Here is a 20,037-nt window from a genome sequence, read left to right on the forward strand (position 1 = left end):
CTCTCTTGAAAAGTATATCGTTTCTGCTTATCTAAAAGCTCTTCTGCGCTTACTGAATGTCTTTCGTTTTTCAGTGGGGCAAAGATAACAACTTATAATAAAGCAAAACAAGTTTATTTAACATAAAGTTTACATACATTATTCAATTGTTGGTAACTGCACAACATAAATAATTGATTGAATTACTTTTACATACTTATTAACACTTATCCACAATAGTGGAATTATTTTTCAAAAGGGTTCTGATGTCGTTTCCGGGGTGATATGACAGGGATTTTCAGATATCAATACTATATATATTATATTGTATAGAGTTTTCTAGGTTTTAGTTACAGCCAGTTGTTGTGAGCTTATTTTATTTGAACGGACTAAAGCCCGCTCCTATTGAATTTATATTTGTTTCATAATCATGATCAGAGGAAATATGTTGTTCAGATCCTTACAGGATGACAATAGACCGTGGATAACAATAGTAATGATATAAAGAAATAGATCTGTGTTGAATGATCAATTCAGAATAATAAAGAATAGAGAATAAAAAGTAAAAAGTTAATCCGGAGAAAATAGCGGACTCCTTTGAATAAGTTTACTATAAGAATTATTGCGAATTTTAAAATCTGTTATTTTTAGGATCAATACAAGGCTTATCTGAATTATATTGTGTTAAATAAAAATATCCTGTTTAGATCTTACAATTGTGGCAAGCATCTTAATGGTTATTAATATGACCTCTACCCTAGCCCCGATAGGAACGGTTACCCCGCAGCATAGACCGGAGAGCCGCCGGCTTGCAGCCTGGAAGCGAAAGGCGTGAGGAGTATGAGTGGATAGCGGGAAATAGCTCCTGAAAATAGCTGAGAAATTGAATAGCTGAGAGTAAAATAGTTTGAGAGAGATCAGAAACCTCATCCGGATAAAGTTTAATTCTGAAAAGAATCAGAAAAACCGTTTCATCAAAAACTTATACGTCCAGTAACCGATAAGGCATCCTATAGTGTCTGCCACAATATCCAGGGTTTCCATGGATCTGCCGAGTCCCATTTCTTCCTGCAGGATTTCGGTAAGAAAAGCGTATATAAGGATGATCTGGAAAAAGTACGAAAATTTTATTTTGGGGAATGCTGCGATAAAACAGAATCCGAGTGCAGCAAAAATGCACAGGTGCAGAACTTTGTCTATTCCGCTGAACATGAACCAATATTCATGGTTTTCTTCTCCCGGCTTGAGAAGCATATAAGTAAGAAATGCCCAATAAATGGGCAATATCTTACTGAATATTTTTGAAATCTTATCCAATGATCGCTTTGTAATCATCTGCAGAAAGTAACTCAGACTGATCTGCTCCATCAGCAATTTCCAATTTAATGATCCATCCGTCTCCATAAGGATCTGTATTTAACAGCTCAGGCTGATCTTCTAAGTCTGAATTAAATTCAATAACCTTTCCTGCAATAGGTAAGAATAGATCAGAAACAGTCTTTACCGCTTCTACACTTCCGAAAACGTCTCCTCCGTTAAGGTCATCATCTACAGTATCTACATCTACATATACGATATCTCCAAGTTCTCCCTGAGCGAAGTCTGTAATACCGATTGTAGCTACATTCCCTTCAATCTTGATCCATTCGTGATCTTTCGTGTACTTTAATTCTGATGGTGTGTTCATTTTTAAATTTTTATTTTGTACAAATGTATTCAAAAATATAGTAGCTTCAAATATTGGATATAAAAAAAGTCCTTCAAAGCTGAAGGACTTTTATGTTTGTATGGTTTTAGAATCCGCCTCCGGACTCTCCGAATGTAAATGTTGCAGAAATACCCGCTCTGATGGTAGATAATGGGAATGCTGTCGAAATTTTATATTTGGAGGTCATCTGTTCGTAGAATACCCTCAGGTTAAGATTTTCGGAAACATTATAATCTGCAGAAAGTTTAATGTTCATGAGCTTCTGCCCTCCTGTCACCTGAGAATCATTTAACAGGATATTCATAATGGAAGTTTTACTGTCTCTCAGTGAAATATCTCCCCTGATGTTCAGGTCGCTTCCTTTTCCTCTGGTTCCTCTTCCTCTGATGTTGGCCGTTCCCAATCTGAAGTTTCGGACAATATACCCAAGTCTTACCACATATTCTGTATTGGCATCTTCAGTAAGTGTCTGGTTCACCAATCCCAATACCATCATTCTGGTTTTGTTGTACTGTAACCCAAACTGCATATTGTTTCTCATGGTAACATCTATCCCGATAAGCGGTGAGAAAGATTCTACATATCCTACCTGAGCAAATGTATAAGGATTGATCTTATCTCCTCCATTTTTGATAACAGTTCCTGAAGGATCTACCGACTGATAGTATCCGTTAGGATTACCATGATAGTCTACGTTCCTCTGAATTCCTGTTGCGGTGTAAGTAGCGGTATAACTGTGTAATACATCAAACTTAGTAAACTGTCCGCTGATGATCGGGATGTTTTTCAATCCTGAATAGGTAATTCTCCAGTTTGGCAACGGGAATCCTGCTTTTTTAGGATTACCCAGCGGTGTTACGGATTTCCCTTCCATCGCTGCTTTGAATGCCGGAATCAATACGTAGGCATTTCCAATACTGTAATGCTCGGCAAAGCCATTATTATCCAGTACAGCACCCGGACCTCCCAATTGCTGTGACAGTGCTCTTGCATTATCTCTAAGCGCCTGGTAGACTGCCTGACCTTCTTTAAATGAAGTCTTCAGCAGCATGGTAGAGTTAGAGTACGTCACCATTTCATTGGCAAATGTAAAGTCAGGATCCGAAACTCCGTTATTGGTATAATTGAATCCTGTATGTGAGAAGTTACTGTTATACGTATGCAGCACATTAAGGTCAATTCTGAAATCATTGATCGGCATCATCTGTAAGTCTGCCCTTAATTCTTTGGTAGACATTCTTACATACGGATCTGTCATAAATTCGGAATTACTTACCCATCCGTTTTCCATTACTGTTCTTCTGATATCAGCCTGTGATCCCAGAAGGAATCCTATTGTAGGTCCTCCTAATGTCTGGCCATAACCATACCAGTTAGGTGCAGAAATCAATCCCGGAAGTACAGTACCGTTATTTTCGTTATAGCTAACATTCAACTGCTTGAAAGAAGTCAGGAAGAATGCTGCACTCTGAGGGATAGTTAATCTGTTTTTGAATTTGTATTTCTTATATCTGTATCTGTTTTTATCCCACTGCTTCGTATAGACGTTGTTCAGGGAATCCATTTCCTGTTTACGTTTCTGAAGTTTGGCATTGATATTTTTAAAATAATTAAACTGTCCGAAGAACTTAGGCAGATCTGCAGATCCGGTAACCTGGATCACATTGGTGTTCTGGCCTATGGAACCTAAGCTTACCGGTCTGTTGTTCGGATCTACAAATCCTAACATGGATGTAGATCTTGCATTCCAGTTATAGGTAAATCCATATCCTACCTCAGCGTCAATAAAGTCTAAATAAGGCAGATACTGGAACGGAAGTTTATAGTTCAGCTGTGCTCTGTGATTATACAATACCGGTCTACCCGCTCTGAATACATTTCCGAAGATCGACTTACTGTCCATTAAGTTCGCATCCAGGTTATCATTAAGGGTTCTGGTTGCAGAATTGATTTCCAGTTTTAATGATTTTGTGAAATTGAATCCTAATCCGTACTGCCATCCAAAATAGAAGTTTCTGTTTCTGATCGCATCAAAATCGCCTCCTGCATTACCATTTAGAATCGCTTCTACATTTCTGAATTCAAGCTCGTTGTAATTCCTGTCGATTTCCGTTCTGAAAGATAATCTTGTAGGAATTGGATTGATGTTGAATTCTTTCACCCATCTCAGGTATTTTGTTGATTTTGCCGTATCGCTGATCATCTTGTTGAAAGGTTTCAGCACCCACGGTTTGAAGGTATAATTGTAATCTATATACCCTCTCAGATATTGTCTGTAGTTTCTCTTGGTATAAATATCCCTGAAGTAATCATCGTTGTAAACGGCAGTTACCGAAACGTTTTCAATATCGTAGAATTTAGGTTTCTTATTCGGGTTTACTCTTTCCTTATGCATATTGACCACCCCGATACTTCTCTGCTGCGTATAAGTTCTTGCTACTTTCTTCAGCTGGTCTTTGTTGGGAGCCTTACTGAATTCCACATCGGTATCCAGAGGGTTGTACTTCGGATCTTCAATGGTCTGTGAGTAAGAATAGTTCACAGGAATTTTCACCCCTGTTTTTTCCGGAAGGAATTTATCTACATTGATCGCAGTATTGATACTGAATGCCGATTGTGTAGACTGATTTCTTTCTGCAGGTTTTGAATCTATATTTCCGAAACCGACGGATGTATAGGAAGCGCTGGTATTAACGGTTGCAAAGTCTCCCAGGTTGAAATTCAAGCTTGCATTTCCTGCATATCCGCCATCGTTTTCAATTTCAGAAAGACGGATTTCATTTACCCAAAGAACCCTGCTTATCGTTTTTTCACGGTCAGCATTTCTGACCCCAATCATAATGGTGGTAATATTCCCTAAACTCGGACGTCCTTTAATGTAAATATTTTTATTGGTTTCATTAAATACCGGATCTGTTGTTCTCTCCGTAATGGCAACTCCGGATTTATCCCTTCTTATTTTGGCGTCTACAAAATCCTGAACATTAAAGTTCACTTCATTTTCCATCGGCCAGATATCCATAGGAGCCGTTGCTGTAGTTTTAGTTAACTGCAAAGAGCTTTCATATTCATAATAGTTATCTGTAGCATCGGAACCAAAACGGATAAAGAATTTGGTTTTAGGATCCATGATACCATCATCAGCATCTCTCTCGGTAGTATGAGCGTGTACAAAAAGCTTCAGTTTCTTGTATCTTCTCATATCCAATGTTGTATTCTTGAATACCCCTCTTGCTTCTCCTTTCAGATTCCTTACTCTCATGTAAAGAGATGCCTCGTTCTGTCTCTGAGCTCCTGCATTTCCACTCAGTACCTGTCTGTCAATTCCCGGAGGCAACACATATGGAGGTGTATTCAAAGCATTTTCTTCAATGTTTACACTTCCTACTTCAAAAGCAGGATCTTCTACAAGCCCTGTTCCTTCCACACTACCAGGAACATTGAAACTGAATATTTTATTAGGATATTTTCTCCAGTCTGATCTTACAAGATCCATGGTTGCAAATCTCAAAGTAGAAGTCTGGTCAAACCCTGTCAGCATCAATCTCGCAAATCTTACGTTATTTAAAACAGACGGATCTGCTGTTCCTTCGGCTTTGTCAAAGTTGGCAACAGGAACTCTGAAAAGGTACCATTTCACATCGGCAGACTGCCCGTTCTGGAAGTTTGCTTTTACGGTTTTTACATCAACAATATGATTATCCGGTCCTAATACAAGATTGCTCTTATCAAGCTTAATAACATACTGGTTGTAGTTTTCTGTCTGGTCAAGGTTATAATCCTTGTTGATATCTTCTGCATCCGGAGTCTGTGATGCCACATTCAGTGAATTGGCCTCTGAGTTTCCGTCCGGATTTCTAAAGTATTTGTAACGCTCAACAACAGAGCTGGCCTGGCTTCCGGTAAATTTATCCGAAAGATAGAATACAAAGTCATCTAGTGCCGGGTCAGACACATTGGTTACCGGGTTTACAAATGTATTCCCGAATTTCATTGCTTCCTGATCTGAGCTCAGACCATCATATCCTACATCCTGTCTTCTTCTGTCTTCTCCTTCTGTAGAGAATGCATACAGAATAGGTGGCTGTTTTGGCTGTGTTCCCCAATTGGAACTCGTCGTTGAGGATGGTGATCCCGATGTTGGAAGTCCGTTTTCATACAGCATTTTTCCGTCTTTCAGTACATCTTCGGAAACGTTTCCTAAATGTAATAATAGTTTCGGGTCATTTCCCAGGGTATTACCGTCTGCATAAGGATCCATCATCCAGAATTCAACATATTCGATATTGGAAGTTACAAAGTTCGGTACGCTGATCGGTCTCATGATCCCTGCCCATCTGCTCTGTGCCTGCTCTGTTGCAGTATTCACGTTGTATGGACCTCTTTCCTTAGGATAATAAGAGATATCAAATGTATTGGTGAAAGTCTGCTCTCCCGCTACGAAATCCCTGTTGTTATAGATCTCTGAATACTGAACTCTTCTTGATGCGTGGTTGGATACGGACTGCGGGGTAATTCCTCCCGGAGCTCTTCCTCCCACTCCCCAGAATCTAGGGTCAATATTATACCATGACAACAATCCTCTTCCATAACCGGTTGTGATGTCATCATTGTTCGGGACACTGCTGAATGGCGGCAATTTGTTTTTCTCCGGTCTTGAAGCCAGGCTCCATGCAGCCGGTTCTTTTAAAGAGATCTTTGAGGTTGTCTGCTCAAAGTCATCTATATAAGACTGGTTATTGGTTCCTTTATTTAATCCCGGCATCAGATAGGCAGCTTCCATCTTAAAGTTTAAGTTGGATGGTGCTTCTGTCTTTACCATCGGGAGTTTATTCGTAAGCCTTGTCAGGAAAGGTGCCTGGTTGTTATACATCAGGTTGATCCCTGCCATGGTATTATTCACGGCTTCCTGTCCGAAATTCACTTTCTGGGTCAGCGGAGATTCCGAATAATTAATTACGGTTCCCCCTAAAACGAAGTTTTCGTTAAATCTTCTTTCAAGGTTTAATCCCAAGAACCTTTTTCTTTGGGTATTGAAGGTTAATTGGTTTTCCAGTGAAATATTGATGGCCTGCCCGGATTGTTTTACATTTTCGTTGATGATAGTAACTGTTCCGAGCATATAGTCCACAGTATAGTCTACTCCTTCTGTAAGCTGTACTCCATTTGCGGCAACTTTCACCGATCCCTGCGGAACGTTTACTGCTCCTAAAGAGATCCCCTGTCCCTGAACTCCTTTATAACGGCCTTCCATCGTATATCGCTGTGAAAGGTTACTGGATACAGCATACTGCTTCTGCTTATCGTAAAGGTCGTGGAATACATACTGCGGGTCATTGCTTCCCAGTACGTCTTCCATATATTGCCCAAAAGGTTCGACTTTGGTAAAAATAATCCTGCCGGTTTCCGGTCTGATGGTAATTCCGTTGACAAAGTCAAAAATACCGTCTCCTTTACTGCCGTCTTTGTTATTCTGGATGTCTCCGTTCATGTTCAGACGGTCCCAGTTGAACAATCTCAATAGGTTCTGTTCTTTTTTAGGCGGAATATAATTGATTTTACCTCCTGAAGCCGGATCTCTGTAGTATACGTTAAGAATGAAACCATCCTGAGATACCTGACCGGCATCTATAGAATAGATATTCTTCATCATCAGCTTCCACATCGGAGACTCCGTATTCACTCTGTTATTTACTCTCAGTACTTTGGTAATCAGCACCGGGCTTTCTTCAGAGAACTCCCCTACTTTATATACTTTATTACTTCCGTTCATCGTATAGGAGTACGAAACCGCCAAAAGCTGATTTTCATTAAGTTTCTGGTTTAAGGAAATATATCCTAACTGTGGCTGGAATGTAAATTCACTGGCGTTAAGTTTTCTGGCTTTGGTATTATAAATAAATTCTTCTCCGTTATCATAAGTTACTCCACCAAATGTCTGCCCCTGGAAAATCGTTCCATAGTTTTTACCTGCTTCTCTGGTTCCTGCAGCAGCTGATATGTTGTCATACAGGTTGTTCACAGAGTTATCCGGAAAAGCAGAACCACCGGCTCCTTCTCCCAGATCCCGGATCCCGATAATACTCTTCTGATAAGCCAGGTTACTATTTCCCTGATCCAGCACCCAAACTTCCATTCTGGTGATGTTGATGGTGGAATTGATCTGCGGATAATTAATTAAGGCGCCATCGTATTTATTCAGGAAATAGTGCCCTATGAAGAAGTGCTGATTTTCCTCATAATCAATGGCATTGACTTTGAAATTGTTCACTGCACCTCCTCCCTGTACAACAATATTACGGGCTTCCCCCTGTTGCTGGGAAAGGACAACGGTTCCGAAGGTTTTTCCCAGCTGGAACTCTGTCTTCACCCCGAATAAGGATTGTGAACCACGGATCAGACTTGTAGAAAGCGGCATATTAACGTTACCGAATTCTACTCTTTTGATGATTTTATCTTCACCGCCTGCATTCGGTTTATCTATGTCTCCAAGGCCTTTCTGCTGTAAATCTTTCCAGCTTCCTTTTGCCTGCCAGACGAGATTCATCCTGTTTTCAAAGGCAAAACCACTCTGGGTATCATAATTGGCTTTTAACTGAAGGTTTTCCCCAACTTTCCCCAATAATCCCAGCTGGATTCTCTGATCAATATCAAAGGTAAAACTGGTCCTGTTTTGTGGCAGGATCATCGGGTTGTCTATTTTCTGGTAAAGTCCGGCAAAATCAAGAGAAGCATATCCTGAAGGAATAATTTCGATCTTATTGCCTCCGAAAATGGTTTCGAACAGCCTGTTATTGATCAACAGTGAGGGGATCAGCCCTTTTTTTCTTGCATCTGACCTGTCTTTTCTGAAAAGAAGGTTATATTTATCAGATTTCTCCTTATAATATGCTTTTGTCTGGGTGGCGAGCATATATTCTTTATACTCTTCCGGAGACATGGCAGTGGGAGGTCCTGTGATGGTATTTCCGATCTTGGGGTATACATAGTACATCCCGGTTTTGATATCGTAGTAGGCTTCATACCTCGTAGGGTCGGCCACTTCATATTCTTTTCTGATGATCAGTGTGTCATTTTTCTGCTGTGCAAAGGCACTTACAGACATACACAGGAACGACAGGAACAAAAATATGTTAAGATGCTTATTATTCGCCACCAAATGTTAAATGTTTTTTAAAATTTGTTTAACCAATTCTTCTACCGAGACGCCTGGATTCTGTTTTAATATTCTGTCGGCAATCTTTTCGCTGGTACGTTTAGGAATCCCTAAAACTTCTAATGCAGATAACGCTTCATCCTTGATTTTATTATCTGCCGGAGCAGAAATATTCAAAGCAGGATCGCTGAATTTCTGCACTTTATCTTTAAGATCAACAATAATTCTTTCGGCAGTTTTGGCACCGATTCCTTTGGCTTTCTGAATCAGAGCACTGTTGCCTGAAAGTATTGCTGATGCTATCTCGTCAAGACTTAATGTAGACAGCAGAATAAGGGCAGAAACAGCTCCTACTCCGTTAACGCTTATTAACAGGTTGAACATTTCTTTTTCTGAACGAGTGTTAAAGCCAAAGAGAAGATGAGCATCTTCACGGATGATCTGCTGTATAAATAGAAAGGTCTGCTGATTCAAAACCAGCGTCTGTGAGGTCATTAAACTGATTCCCACGTAGTAACCAACTCCCTGTACATTGATAACGGCGTAGGTAGGCGTAAGTTCCTGAACTGTGCCTTGTAAAGAAAATATCATTATTAATTTTTAAAACTCCCAAATATAGCAATTTAAACTAATTAATATTTTCATTTCATGTACGAATGCCTTTTAACTTAAATTTTAAATGAGAATTCAAGGAATTAACATAAAAACAAAAGACTCCAAAATATGGAGTCTCTGTACTATGTGAACACTCTATTAAAGTGTCTTTTTTAATCTGGAAGATATGAACGGGGATCGCTGATTATCAGCTCTTCCTCATCATCTTAAGCTTTTTTTTCTCTTCTCTGGGCATCCAATACTGCAATAGTGGCAAGGTTTACGATCTCGTCTACACTTGAACGCATCTGAAGTACGTGTACCGGCTGCTTCAGTCCCATAAGGATCGGTCCGATTACCTGTGCTACTTTCATTCCTCTCAGGATTTTATAAGAAAGGTTGGCACTTTCCAGATTCGGGAAGATGAATGTATTGGCCGGTGTAGTTCCCAGTTTTGAGAATGGATAATCGCTCAGGTGATCTGCATTCATTGCAAAATCAGGCTGAATTTCACCATCAACAACCATTTTAGGATATTTCTCGTGAAGGATGCTTACTGCTTTAGCCACTTTCTTGGACGTTTCAGAGATCGCAGCAAAGTTTTCGAATCCAAGCATTGCAATTCTCGGCTCAATAGCGAAAGATTTAACGGTAAATTCTGCCATTTTAGCAATATTCACAAGGTCTTCAGCCGTAGGGTTCTGATTGATGGAAGTATCTGCGAAGAAAATAGGTTTCTTTTCAGACAGGATCATCATCATCGCCGCTACTTTATCTACTCCTTTATCTTTTTCAATAACTTCCAGAACAGGACGTAATACTGAAGTATAGTTTTTAGAGAATCCTACGATAAGCCCGTCTGTATCACCATGTTTCAGCATTAAAGGTCCGAAATAGTCTCTCTGACGAACATATCTCTTCGCCTTGTACTCATTCATTCCTTTTCTCTGACGAAGTTTCCAAAGGGTTTCCCTGTATTTTTTTCTGTTTTCTTTCTGATCGTCATCACTTGGATCAATGATCGGAACATCCAGACTGATTCCGTAACGTTCCATCTGCTCCTTGATGTATTTTTTATCTCCTAAAAGGCTTGGATAAGCGATTCCTTCTTCATACAGGATCTGGGCAGCCTTCAGTACATTATATTCTTCAGCATTTCCAAGGGTGATTCTCTTCGGATTGGATTTGGCACGGCTCTGCATCATTCTTACCAATCTCTCATCCCTTCCCATTCTGTCTAAAAGCTGGTGCTCGTATTCTTCGAAGTCAGTGATTTCTTTTCTGGCAACACCACTTTCCATAGCGGCTTTAGCTACAGCGCTTGATACTTTTGTGATCAGTCTGTTGTCAAATGGTTTCGGAATGAAATATTCTCTTCCAAACTGTAAGTTCTGAACGTTATAAGCCAAAATTACAGCTTCCGGCACCGGCTCTTTGGCCAGGTCAGCAATAGCATGCACGGCAGCCAGCTTCATCGCTTCATTGATTCCTGTAGCCTGCACATCCAAAGCACCACGGAAGATATACGGGAACCCAAGCACGTTGTTTACCTGGTTAGGATAATCACTTCTTCCTGTCGCCATGATTACGTCTTTACGGGTTTCAAGGGCAAGGTCATAAGCAATTTCCGGATCCGGGTTAGCCAAAGCGAATACGATTGGATTTTCGTTCATGCCCAGCAGCATTTCCGGCGTCATCACATTTCCTTTAGACAATCCAACGAAAACATCAGATCCTTTTACAGCATCTTCAAGTGTTTCAATATCGGTCTGCACAATGAAGTCTAATTTTTCAGGGGTAAGGTTTTCTCTCTTATGGTTGATCACTCCTTTGCTGTCACACATCAGGACGTTTTCTTTTTTCAGTCCCAATGAGATATAAAGTTTGGTACATGCGATAGCAGCAGCACCTGCTCCGTTCACCACCATTTTCACGTCTTCAATATTCTTATTGGCAATCTGCAGTGAGTTGATCAGTGCTGCCGCAGAAATAATGGCTGTACCATGCTGGTCATCATGCATCAAAGGAATATTCAATTCCTCTTTCAGTCTTTGTTCTATATAAAATGCTTCAGGAGCTTTGATATCTTCAAGGTTGATTCCTCCGAAAGTAGGGGCAATACCTTTTACAATTTCAATAAATTTATCAGGATCCTTTTCATCAATTTCAATATCAAAAACGTTGATATCTGCAAAGATTTTAAAAAGAAGACCTTTTCCTTCCATTACGGGTTTTGAAGCTTCAGCCCCGATGTCTCCCAATCCAAGTACGGCAGTACCGTTAGAAATTACGGCTACCAGGTTTCCTTTTCCTGTGTAATCATAAACGGTTTCCGGCTTGTCATGAATTTCCATACAGGGAACAGCTACTCCCGGAGAATATGCCAATGACAGATCTCTTTGAGAAGAGTGTGGTTTCGATGGAATAACTTCAATTTTTCCTTTAGGTTCTGCTTTATGATAATCTAGCGCGGCCTGGCTAAAGTTCTTTTCGTCGCGATTGTTGTTACTTGACATAAATTTCGTTTTTTGTTAAAGGATATATTTAATGTGGTAATCTACTAAGCTTTCAATTGGTTTCTGAACAACATGTCCCACATTTAAATTCAGTTCTGCAGCTACAGAACGCAGTATATTTTCATAATAATAAGCGATAGAGCCGATGAAATTGATCTCAGCATCTTTAGCTTCCTCATAAGGAAGAACCTGGTATTCAAAGAAATTTTTCATTTCTTCAAAAACCATGTCTTTGAAATAAGGGTGCTCTTTTCTTTCGATCACAAATTTGGTAAAGTTGGCCAAATAAGCATTGGGCCTTGGCGTATGGTACATATTTTTCAATGCATCTTCTACGGTAAGCTGGTAATCTGCTTCAAAATCATGGTGAAGATCAGCAGGCAGTTTTTTCATAAAATATCTGCGTACCAACTGCTTTCCGATAGCGCTGCCGCTTCCTTCATCTCCGATCAGGAAACCAAGTGAAGGCAGTTCGATCTTCAGGGTTTCCCCATCAAAAAAACATGAGTTTGATCCTGTGCCCAGAATGCACACAATTGCAGGTTTACCGCTATATGCAGCATATGCAGCAGCCATCAGATCTTCTTTTACGATGATGTCTGCTTTTCCGAATACCTTTTTCAGCTCTTCTTCTATGGTTTCGCAGTTTTTTTTCACACCACATCCTGAACCATAGAAAAACACTTTGGTAATTGAATTTTTTACCGATATCAGATTGCTATTTTTCTGTATCTCCGGAGCAATAAGCTCTCTGTTGATAAAATTCGGATTGAAGCCGATGGTTTCTGTTTTCAGAAAAACTTTTTTAAAGTCATCAAGGATCACCCAATCCGATTTAGTAGAACCACTATCTACAATAGCAACCATATTTTAGATTTTAATTTAAGGGTGCTAAATTATGAATTTATCTTCAATTAGCGTTTAAAAACAACCTGGAAGCTGTCTAAAATCATTAATGTTTAATCTGAGTTTTTTTTTCGTTGAACTGGAGAAGCCAGTCTTCAATTTCATCTTCCAGATAGGAAGCCTGTAAAACCATTGCATTAATAAAATCATCGGGAACGGGTTCACCGCTGGAATTCTCAAGATTCCAAAGTTCATTGGACATATTTTCATACTCGGAGTACACTCTTTTGAAGCGGGAACTTTCTTTCTCAAGAGCCTCAATATTTTTCTGTTGAAGCTGGAATTTTCTGTATTTGTTTTGACGTTTCATACAAATATTATTATCAGTTGGGTCATAAAATTTTGGAGTAGTATGCTCTCTAGCACGCATTACAAGATAGAAAAGACCATCAACACAAGGCGTTGAAAATGAATTTATTATCAGGTTATTATTACATCATTCTGAATATTAAAATTAGAAATAATTTTTATTTAAAAAAATATTTTAACAACTTTTTTCAGTGTTTAACATATAGTTATAAATTTGCATACTCATACGGGGATGTATGGTAATTACCGGTGATCATCAACCACGATCAGTAGCCGGAATACTACAGGTCAGGCATTTTTTCAGCTATAAAAAAGACTGATCTCCGCCACCGTATGAATACATTTTCAGGTTTTTATATTAATTGAATGAAAGAAATACTCATACGCCAGAAACAGGTTCTGTTCTTCATCATTGCAGGGGGACTGAGCGCCGTTGTAGAAATCGGCAGCTTTAAGCTATTCAGCACTTATCTCCCACAGCTTTTGACAAGAGAAACCAATTTTTATGGTGTGCACTACCCGTTAAGCAACATCTTTTCGACCAGCTGCGGGATCATTACCAATTACTTTCTGAGCATCTGGTTTGTTTTTGAAAGAGGAAAGCATTCCAAGAAAAAAGAGTTTGCGTATTTTATGGTGGTCTCTTTTTTTTCCACGCTGCTGAGTTTAGGTTTCTTCCAGGTATTTTACAGTTTTATATTTAAAGATAATATCAATTTAATTTTTTATACCTTGAGTCCGGAAATGATCAGTAAAATTGCGGCAATCTTACTGGTGTCCATCCTCAACTATTCGGTAAAAAAGAAAGTAATTTTTAACGGTTAAGCGGTGACAAAAATTTTAAATTATCTCTGGAGATTCTGGCTTCTGCTACTGGCATTTGTTTTAACGGTAATTATCGGAATCCCTGTCTATATTCTGTCTTTCAATAAAAAGCATTACCGGTATGCTTATAAATTTGTCCGTATCTGGTGCTATGGTATGTTTTACGGAATGGGTTTCCGGTATGATCTCATCCAGCTTTCGGAACAGAAGAAAGATAAAAATAAAGAATATGTTTTCATCTCGAATCATACATCGATCATGGACATTATGCTTACCTGCATTCTGTTTCCCGATCATCCGATCTGTTTTGTGGGAAAGAAGGAGCTTGTAAAGATTCCTATTTTCGGGACGATCTATAAAAGGATATGTGTAATGGTAGACAGAACGAGCGCCCGAAGCCGAGCTGATGTATACCGCAGATGTGCTGAGAAGATGGAAGAAGGCAACAGCATCGCAATTTTCCCGGAAGGAGGGGTACCTGATGACACGTCTGTAATTCTGGATGATTTTAAAGACGGGGCTTTTATCCTGTCTTCCAAACATCACTCTCCTATCGCCATGTATACATTTATCGGGCTTAAGGAGATGTTTCCTTTTGAAAACAGCAAAGGATACCCTGGAAGAGTCAGGGTTTATTTCAACGGAATTCTGGAGCCTTCCGATTCTCCCAAAGACCTTAAAGAAGAGGCTTATCAGGAAATAAAAAAAACTTTATTAAAGCATTCCATTTAACGGAAATAGCTATATTTGTTTGTGAAATCTATAATAAATATGTCAAATTATTCTAAACAAACCAATTGGGCCCAATTCATTCCATTGGTTACTGTATTCTTCTTTTGGGGATTCGTAGCAGCCAGTAATGATATTCTTATCCCAGTTTTTCAAAAAGCCTTCAATCTATCTCAAACTGAAAGTATGCTGGTTCAGATCTGCTTTTATGTTGCGTATACTGTAGGTTCTTTAATTTATATGATTGTCTCAAAAAGCCTGAGACAGGACCTGATCAATAAAATCGGGTACAAAAACGGTCTTATTGTGGGGCTTTTGATTTCCGCACTGGGAACGCTGCTGTTCTATCCTGCAGCCAATATGCACTCTTTCCCGTTAATGATCTCAGGATTATTTATTGTAGGTTTAGGATTCTCTCTTCAACAGATTGTAGCCAACCCGCTCGCTATTGAGGTAGGTCCTACGGAAACAGGATCTCAGAGACTGACAATGGCCGGGGGAATCAATAATCTGGGAACCACTATCGGGCCGCTTATCGTTGCATTTGCCATTTTTGGTTCTGCAAGCGCTGCCAATACAGAAGCAAGCATCGAAAGTGTAAAGACACCTTACCTGATCCTTGGTGCTGCCTTTGCGTTGGTTGCCTTAATGCTTAAATTCTCTTCGCTTCCTGCCGTGACCCCTACCAATACTGAAGATACAGACAGTAAAACTCCGGGAGAGCACAGAACTTCTGCTTTCCAGTACCCTCAGCTGGTCATGGGAATGATTGCGATTTTTGTATATGTAGGAGTGGAAGTTTCTACCGCCAGTAACCTTCCTGCCTATATGGAAAAAGGCTTAGGTTTTGAAACCAAAGAAGTAGCTCCCTATATCTCTTTATACTGGGCATCTTTAATGATCGGCCGTTGGACGGGTGCCGTAGAGGCATTTGATTTCAGCGCCGGTTTCAAAAAGATCTTAAGATTCTTAGCGCCTTATCTTGCATTCGGTGTATTTTTATTAGTAAATGCTATTGCCAAGCATGATCTTTCTCCATTTTACGTTTATGGATTCGTTATCATTGCAATGATCATCTGCGATATCATGAGTAAAGGAAATCCGGCAAGAATGCTTCTGATCTTCTCTTTAGCAGGAATTACCGCTTTACTGATAGGAATGTTTACTTCAGGAATGGTATCTGTATATGCATTTACCAGTGTAGGTCTTTTCTGTTCTACCTTATGGCCGTGCATCTTTGCTCTGGCAATTAACGGACTTGGAAAGCATACCAACCAGGGTTCCGGGTACCTGATTATGATGATCATGGGAGGAGGTATTGTAAGTTTTATCCAGGGATATATTGCTGATATTACCAATATTCATTTCAGTTATATTGTAGGGGTTGCCTGTTTTGCTTATCTTGCATTCTATGCGATCCGTGTAACGGGAATTCTGAAAGCCCAGGGCATTGATCTGGATAAGATAACCAAAGGAAATGGTCATTAAAATAACAAAAACAATATATAAGAAGAAAAGGTTTTGGGCAGGTTTATTACTTGCCCAATTTCTTTTGTTTTACAGTTTCTCGAAGTCATCACGGATGGTTTCTTTTTTTGAAAAATTCTTTGAGTTGCAAAAGAAAATCCACCAGATGCTGTTCAGCCGGATTCCGTTTTCTATGGGGGATCTTATATATATTCTTCTGGGAGTTTTTTTTCTTTATTGTCTGATATGTTTATTCTGGAAGAAAAAAAGGAGCATGGCCGTGATGAAGATCCTGATCGTGGTGAACATCTTCTATTTCAGCTATCAGGTATTCTGGGGAATGCTCTATTTTCAGACGCCTATCATCAGGAAGCTTGAAAATCAAAAAAAGCCTGATATCACAAAAGCCAAAGAACTGGCTCTCCGGTATCTTGAAAAATGCAAGGTATCACGAACTGCCGTACGTGAAGATCATCATGGAATCTTCGTGATTACCGACCTGAAATCTGTACAACAGGAAATTCTTCACCAGCAGACAAAACTGCCTCAATATACTTCAGATAAAAAAGCACCGCAGGTTTTAGCAATCAAACCCAGCTTATTTAAAAATATCATGAGTTTTACGGGCATTCTGGGCTATTATAATCCTTTCACTGCGGAAGCGCAATACAATTCTGAGCTTCCTTCCACATTTGTTCCTTTTACCACCGCTCATGAAAGTTCTCATCAGCTTGGTTTCGCCAGGGAACAGGAAGCCAATTTTGTGGGCTATTTACTAGGTATTCACTCCGGCAATTCAGACCTCAGATACAGTACTGAATATTTTACCTTGAAAAGTCTTTTAAGGTTCATTGCGGAAGAGGATCCTGAGTTTGTAAAGTCTGTCCTGAACAATTATTCTCCTGCCATGAAAAGAGACCGTGCCTATGAGAGAAGTTTCATCTTCCGTCACCAGGGATGGCTGGATGAATTCTTTGGGTTCACCAATAATTTGTTTTTAAAAACGAATCAGCAGGAAGGTTCGGTTACCTATTCCTACTTTATAGATCTTCTTCTCAACTACGAAAAATAGCATAAAAAAAGAATCGTATCAGGCGATACGATTCTAAAAACACAAATGATGAAAAAAAATTTATTACCTTGACTTGTTCCCTCATTCAAGGCGATGTAAAAGTACGACATATTTTATAAATACAAAAACATTTATCTCCTTTTTTAAAACTTTATGAAAACTTTATGATTTTTTAAGTTTTTTTGAGTTCAATCACCAACCATATAAATCACAATTAATTTCACTATATTACAAAGTAAATTCAACCAAAAGGGATTTAACATAGAAATATTTTACAAAATCAATCATTTGTTTAAAAATATAACACCGCTATTTTCCTGTTTTTTCAACGGATGAAAAATTGGAGTTATTTACATTTTTATTATGATATAATTCTAAAATTTGTATTCCATTAATTATCCTCAGATGAAGTCATTTTTGTGATTAAAAAATACTAGTGTCTCCGGAGAAAATATGATTTTAAAATTTCTTATAAGAAATGTCAGAAGTTATTGAATTATCAAATATAAGAAATCGGAACATTTTATTTTTTTAAAAGAGCAACTTCTATATAACTATCGGTATACCATTTAATATCCAAAGGTTCTTTCGCATCCGCAATGGTTTCAGTACTTACATCTTTTCCCGTTCCATAATTTATTTGAGCATCTGCACTTTTTCGGATTCCTAAAACCACTATAAGTTTACTTCCTTTTTGTATTCTTCTTCCTGTAGAAAAAGTATTATGTATGGGAATAGATTCTTTTACAAATGGTTTTAACAAATTCCTTTTAGTATTATCTTTGGCATAGCTTGCTCTTGCAAAATAATCATGAGCTAATTTAAGATACTGCCCGGTAGATAGCTTCTCATAAAACTCCATAGTAATATCCATATCTTTTTTATTAATAGAAGCTATTAATTCCCCAGTGAAATTACCAATGATTTCAACCGGTTTATCAAAAACATCACTTTCAAAAATAAGTTTATATTTTATGAATGATTTATCTATTATGGTGTCAAGTATTTTTTCGCTATCCAGGCTCTTCAGTGTATCTTCTCTATTAAAGAAATCAATTTTTTGAGCAATAAAACCCGGTTCAGGCTTTGATTCCTGTAATTTGGTTTTATTAAAAAACAACTTCAGCTTTCCACTGCTTAATTCATCGATGCTTTTAGCACTCTGCCATTCATTAGCACCCATTATTTGAAAATTCACTTTCCCTTTTAAAAACTCAGGCTTCTTACTCCCTTTCAAAATATAATCAAACCACTGGTAAGAAATATCTTCTATATCAATATTGGCTACAGGATCAATTGCATATCCCTTATAATTTTCATCTACTCCTGATACTACGCCAGCATGCCCAAAAGGGCCCATAACCAAATAATGTTCTGCATTTTTATTGTATTTATGATGCTCATTAAAATAATACATTGCACCTCTTTGATCCGCATCATAATATCCTGTAAAAGTTAAAACTGGAATATTAATCTTAGAAAAATCTTTTTTATAAGGTATCTTAGATTGCCAGAATCTATCAAAAGAAGGGTGTTTCAACCATTCCTGAAAAATAGGATTTTTTACTCCGTAAAGGCTATCCAGTTTATTAAATGCAATTCCATTTTTATAATAAGAATTATAAACAGAAAGCCATTCCTTTTCGTCATTAAAGAGTTTATAATCTGTTTCTTTCTTTACATAACTTAACCAGCGGAGCATGTATGGACTAAAACAATTATTATACATTGGAAAGTCTATTCCAAAACCTACTGACGCTGATGGTACTATTGTTTTCAGTGCAGGGTGCAATCTTTTCGTAGCCGCCCATTGGCTAAAGCCATCATAACTTCCTCCAATCATTCCTATCTTTCCATTGCTCCACGGCTGTTTTGTAATCCATTCTATTACTTCGTTTACATCATTTATTTCAAATTCAAATGGTATAATTTGATCATTACTTGCATATATACCTCTACTTGATGCATTCACAATATTATAACCTCTATTAGCATTTATCTTTGAGTTATAATTATAATAATCGCCATTAAGAGAATAGCCTGAAAAATGTAAAATGGAAGGTTGCTTTACACTTTTATTGAAAACATAATAAAGGGCAATTTCATTACCTTTTTGTGTTTTAATAATAATACTATCTTTAGCTAAAATGTCTTCTTTATCTAATTTTTTTAAGATACATTCCGCTATAGAAAAAGTTTTTTCTATAGTAATATAAGTATTATAATTCCTACATAGTAGAACTGCATTTTTTAATGATATACTATCATTTTTGATGCTATCACTCAATATTTTAATTACCTCATTTTTATTAAAGTCTTTTTTAAACTTAAATGAATCAGGAATTAAATATCTAGACTGTATTGGCAACTGATTATATCTCTCTCTAAGTATATTTTCATATACAGGTTCAATATCCGCAGTTTTAGTTGAGTTTTTGACTAATGAATATAGTTCGAATTGAATACCTATTATCTTGGAATAATAAGGATATGATTGCTTATAAGCATTACGTATCTTATATATGGTTTTTAAAGCACCACTATAATCTTTATCAAGCATTTGAAACCTAAAATAATTATCGTGATATTTAAGAGAATCTTTTTCTTTATAATTTTTAATAAGCTCTTTATTAAGAAGAAGTAATTTATTTTCAAATTCTGGATTTCCAAATTCTATCTTTTTAAAATAAAGTTTCTGGGAAAAACAATAAGATGCAAAACACAGAAAAAACAAGCTCCATTTGTTTTTATTCATTTTTTTAATATTGTTGATCAA

Annotated in this window: 12 protein-coding genes; 4 read left to right on the plus strand and 8 right to left on the minus strand. The window is 37.9% G+C overall.

Annotated elements, in window-relative coordinates:
• Positions 1-936: 936 nt before the first annotated feature.
• The 7 genes from BBI00_RS22170 to BBI00_RS22200 all read right to left on the minus strand — a co-directional run bounded on the left by BBI00_RS22170 (position 937) and on the right by BBI00_RS22200 (position 13,169).
• Positions 937-1,314 (minus strand): VanZ family protein, encoded by a 378-nt coding sequence (locus tag BBI00_RS22170; RefSeq protein WP_083988620.1) that lies wholly within the window; start codon positions 1,312-1,314, stop codon positions 937-939.
• Positions 1,289-1,666 carry a glycine cleavage system protein GcvH gene (gcvH, locus tag BBI00_RS22175; RefSeq protein ID WP_065401025.1) on the minus strand — a complete coding sequence of 126 codons (378 nt, stop codon included), beginning with the start codon at positions 1,664-1,666 and terminating at the stop codon, positions 1,289-1,291. The genes BBI00_RS22170 and gcvH overlap by 26 nt, the downstream gene beginning before the upstream one ends.
• Before the next feature lie 106 nt (positions 1,667-1,772).
• Entirely contained in the window at positions 1,773-8,792 is a 7,020-nt protein-coding gene (sov, locus tag BBI00_RS22180; RefSeq protein ID WP_065401026.1) for a T9SS outer membrane translocon Sov/SprA, read from the minus strand.
• A 57-nt stretch (positions 8,793-8,849) separates the two neighbouring features.
• Positions 8,850-9,434: a Holliday junction branch migration protein RuvA gene (gene ruvA / locus BBI00_RS22185; RefSeq protein WP_065401027.1), complete on the minus strand. Its 585-nt coding sequence runs from the start codon at positions 9,432-9,434 to the stop codon at positions 8,850-8,852.
• Positions 9,435-9,664: 230 nt separating this feature from the next.
• Complete coding sequence (locus BBI00_RS22190) at positions 9,665-11,953, minus strand: NADP-dependent malic enzyme (RefSeq protein ID WP_065401028.1); 2,289 nt, start codon at positions 11,951-11,953, stop codon at positions 9,665-9,667.
• 15 nt (positions 11,954-11,968) lie between these two features.
• On the minus strand, positions 11,969-12,820 hold the full coding sequence (locus tag BBI00_RS22195) for an ATPase (RefSeq protein WP_065401029.1): 852 nt from the start codon (positions 12,818-12,820) through the stop codon (positions 11,969-11,971).
• A gap of 85 nt (positions 12,821-12,905) precedes the next feature.
• The gene (locus BBI00_RS22200) at positions 12,906-13,169 is read right to left on the minus strand and encodes a hypothetical protein (protein WP_065401030.1); all 264 of its coding nucleotides are present in this window, start codon (positions 13,167-13,169) and stop codon (positions 12,906-12,908) included.
• A 365-nt stretch (positions 13,170-13,534) separates the two neighbouring features.
• Between BBI00_RS22200 and BBI00_RS22205 the strand changes: the two genes are divergently transcribed.
• The 4 genes from BBI00_RS22205 to BBI00_RS22220 all read left to right on the plus strand — a co-directional run bounded on the left by BBI00_RS22205 (position 13,535) and on the right by BBI00_RS22220 (position 17,261).
• Positions 13,535-13,993, plus strand: a complete 459-nt coding sequence (locus tag BBI00_RS22205) for a GtrA family protein (RefSeq protein ID WP_065401031.1) — start codon at positions 13,535-13,537, stop codon at positions 13,991-13,993.
• Between the two features lie 3 nt (positions 13,994-13,996).
• Positions 13,997-14,725, plus strand: a complete 729-nt coding sequence (locus BBI00_RS22210) for a lysophospholipid acyltransferase family protein (protein WP_083988621.1) — start codon at positions 13,997-13,999, stop codon at positions 14,723-14,725.
• Between the two features lie 39 nt (positions 14,726-14,764).
• Positions 14,765-16,210: an MFS transporter gene (locus BBI00_RS22215; RefSeq protein ID WP_065401032.1), complete on the plus strand. Its 1,446-nt coding sequence runs from the start codon at positions 14,765-14,767 to the stop codon at positions 16,208-16,210.
• A gap of 94 nt (positions 16,211-16,304) precedes the next feature.
• Positions 16,305-17,261 carry a DUF3810 domain-containing protein gene (locus BBI00_RS22220; RefSeq protein ID WP_228394820.1) on the plus strand — a complete coding sequence of 319 codons (957 nt, stop codon included), beginning with the start codon at positions 16,305-16,307 and terminating at the stop codon, positions 17,259-17,261.
• Between the two features lie 523 nt (positions 17,262-17,784).
• Here the strand turns inward: BBI00_RS22220 and BBI00_RS22225 are convergent.
• Positions 17,785-20,016, minus strand: a complete 2,232-nt coding sequence (locus tag BBI00_RS22225) for a CocE/NonD family hydrolase (RefSeq protein ID WP_065401143.1) — start codon at positions 20,014-20,016, stop codon at positions 17,785-17,787.
• Positions 20,017-20,037 lie beyond the last annotated feature (21 nt).

The organism is Chryseobacterium arthrosphaerae (assembly GCF_001684965.1).
Taxonomy (GTDB): domain Bacteria; phylum Bacteroidota; class Bacteroidia; order Flavobacteriales; family Weeksellaceae; genus Chryseobacterium; species Chryseobacterium arthrosphaerae.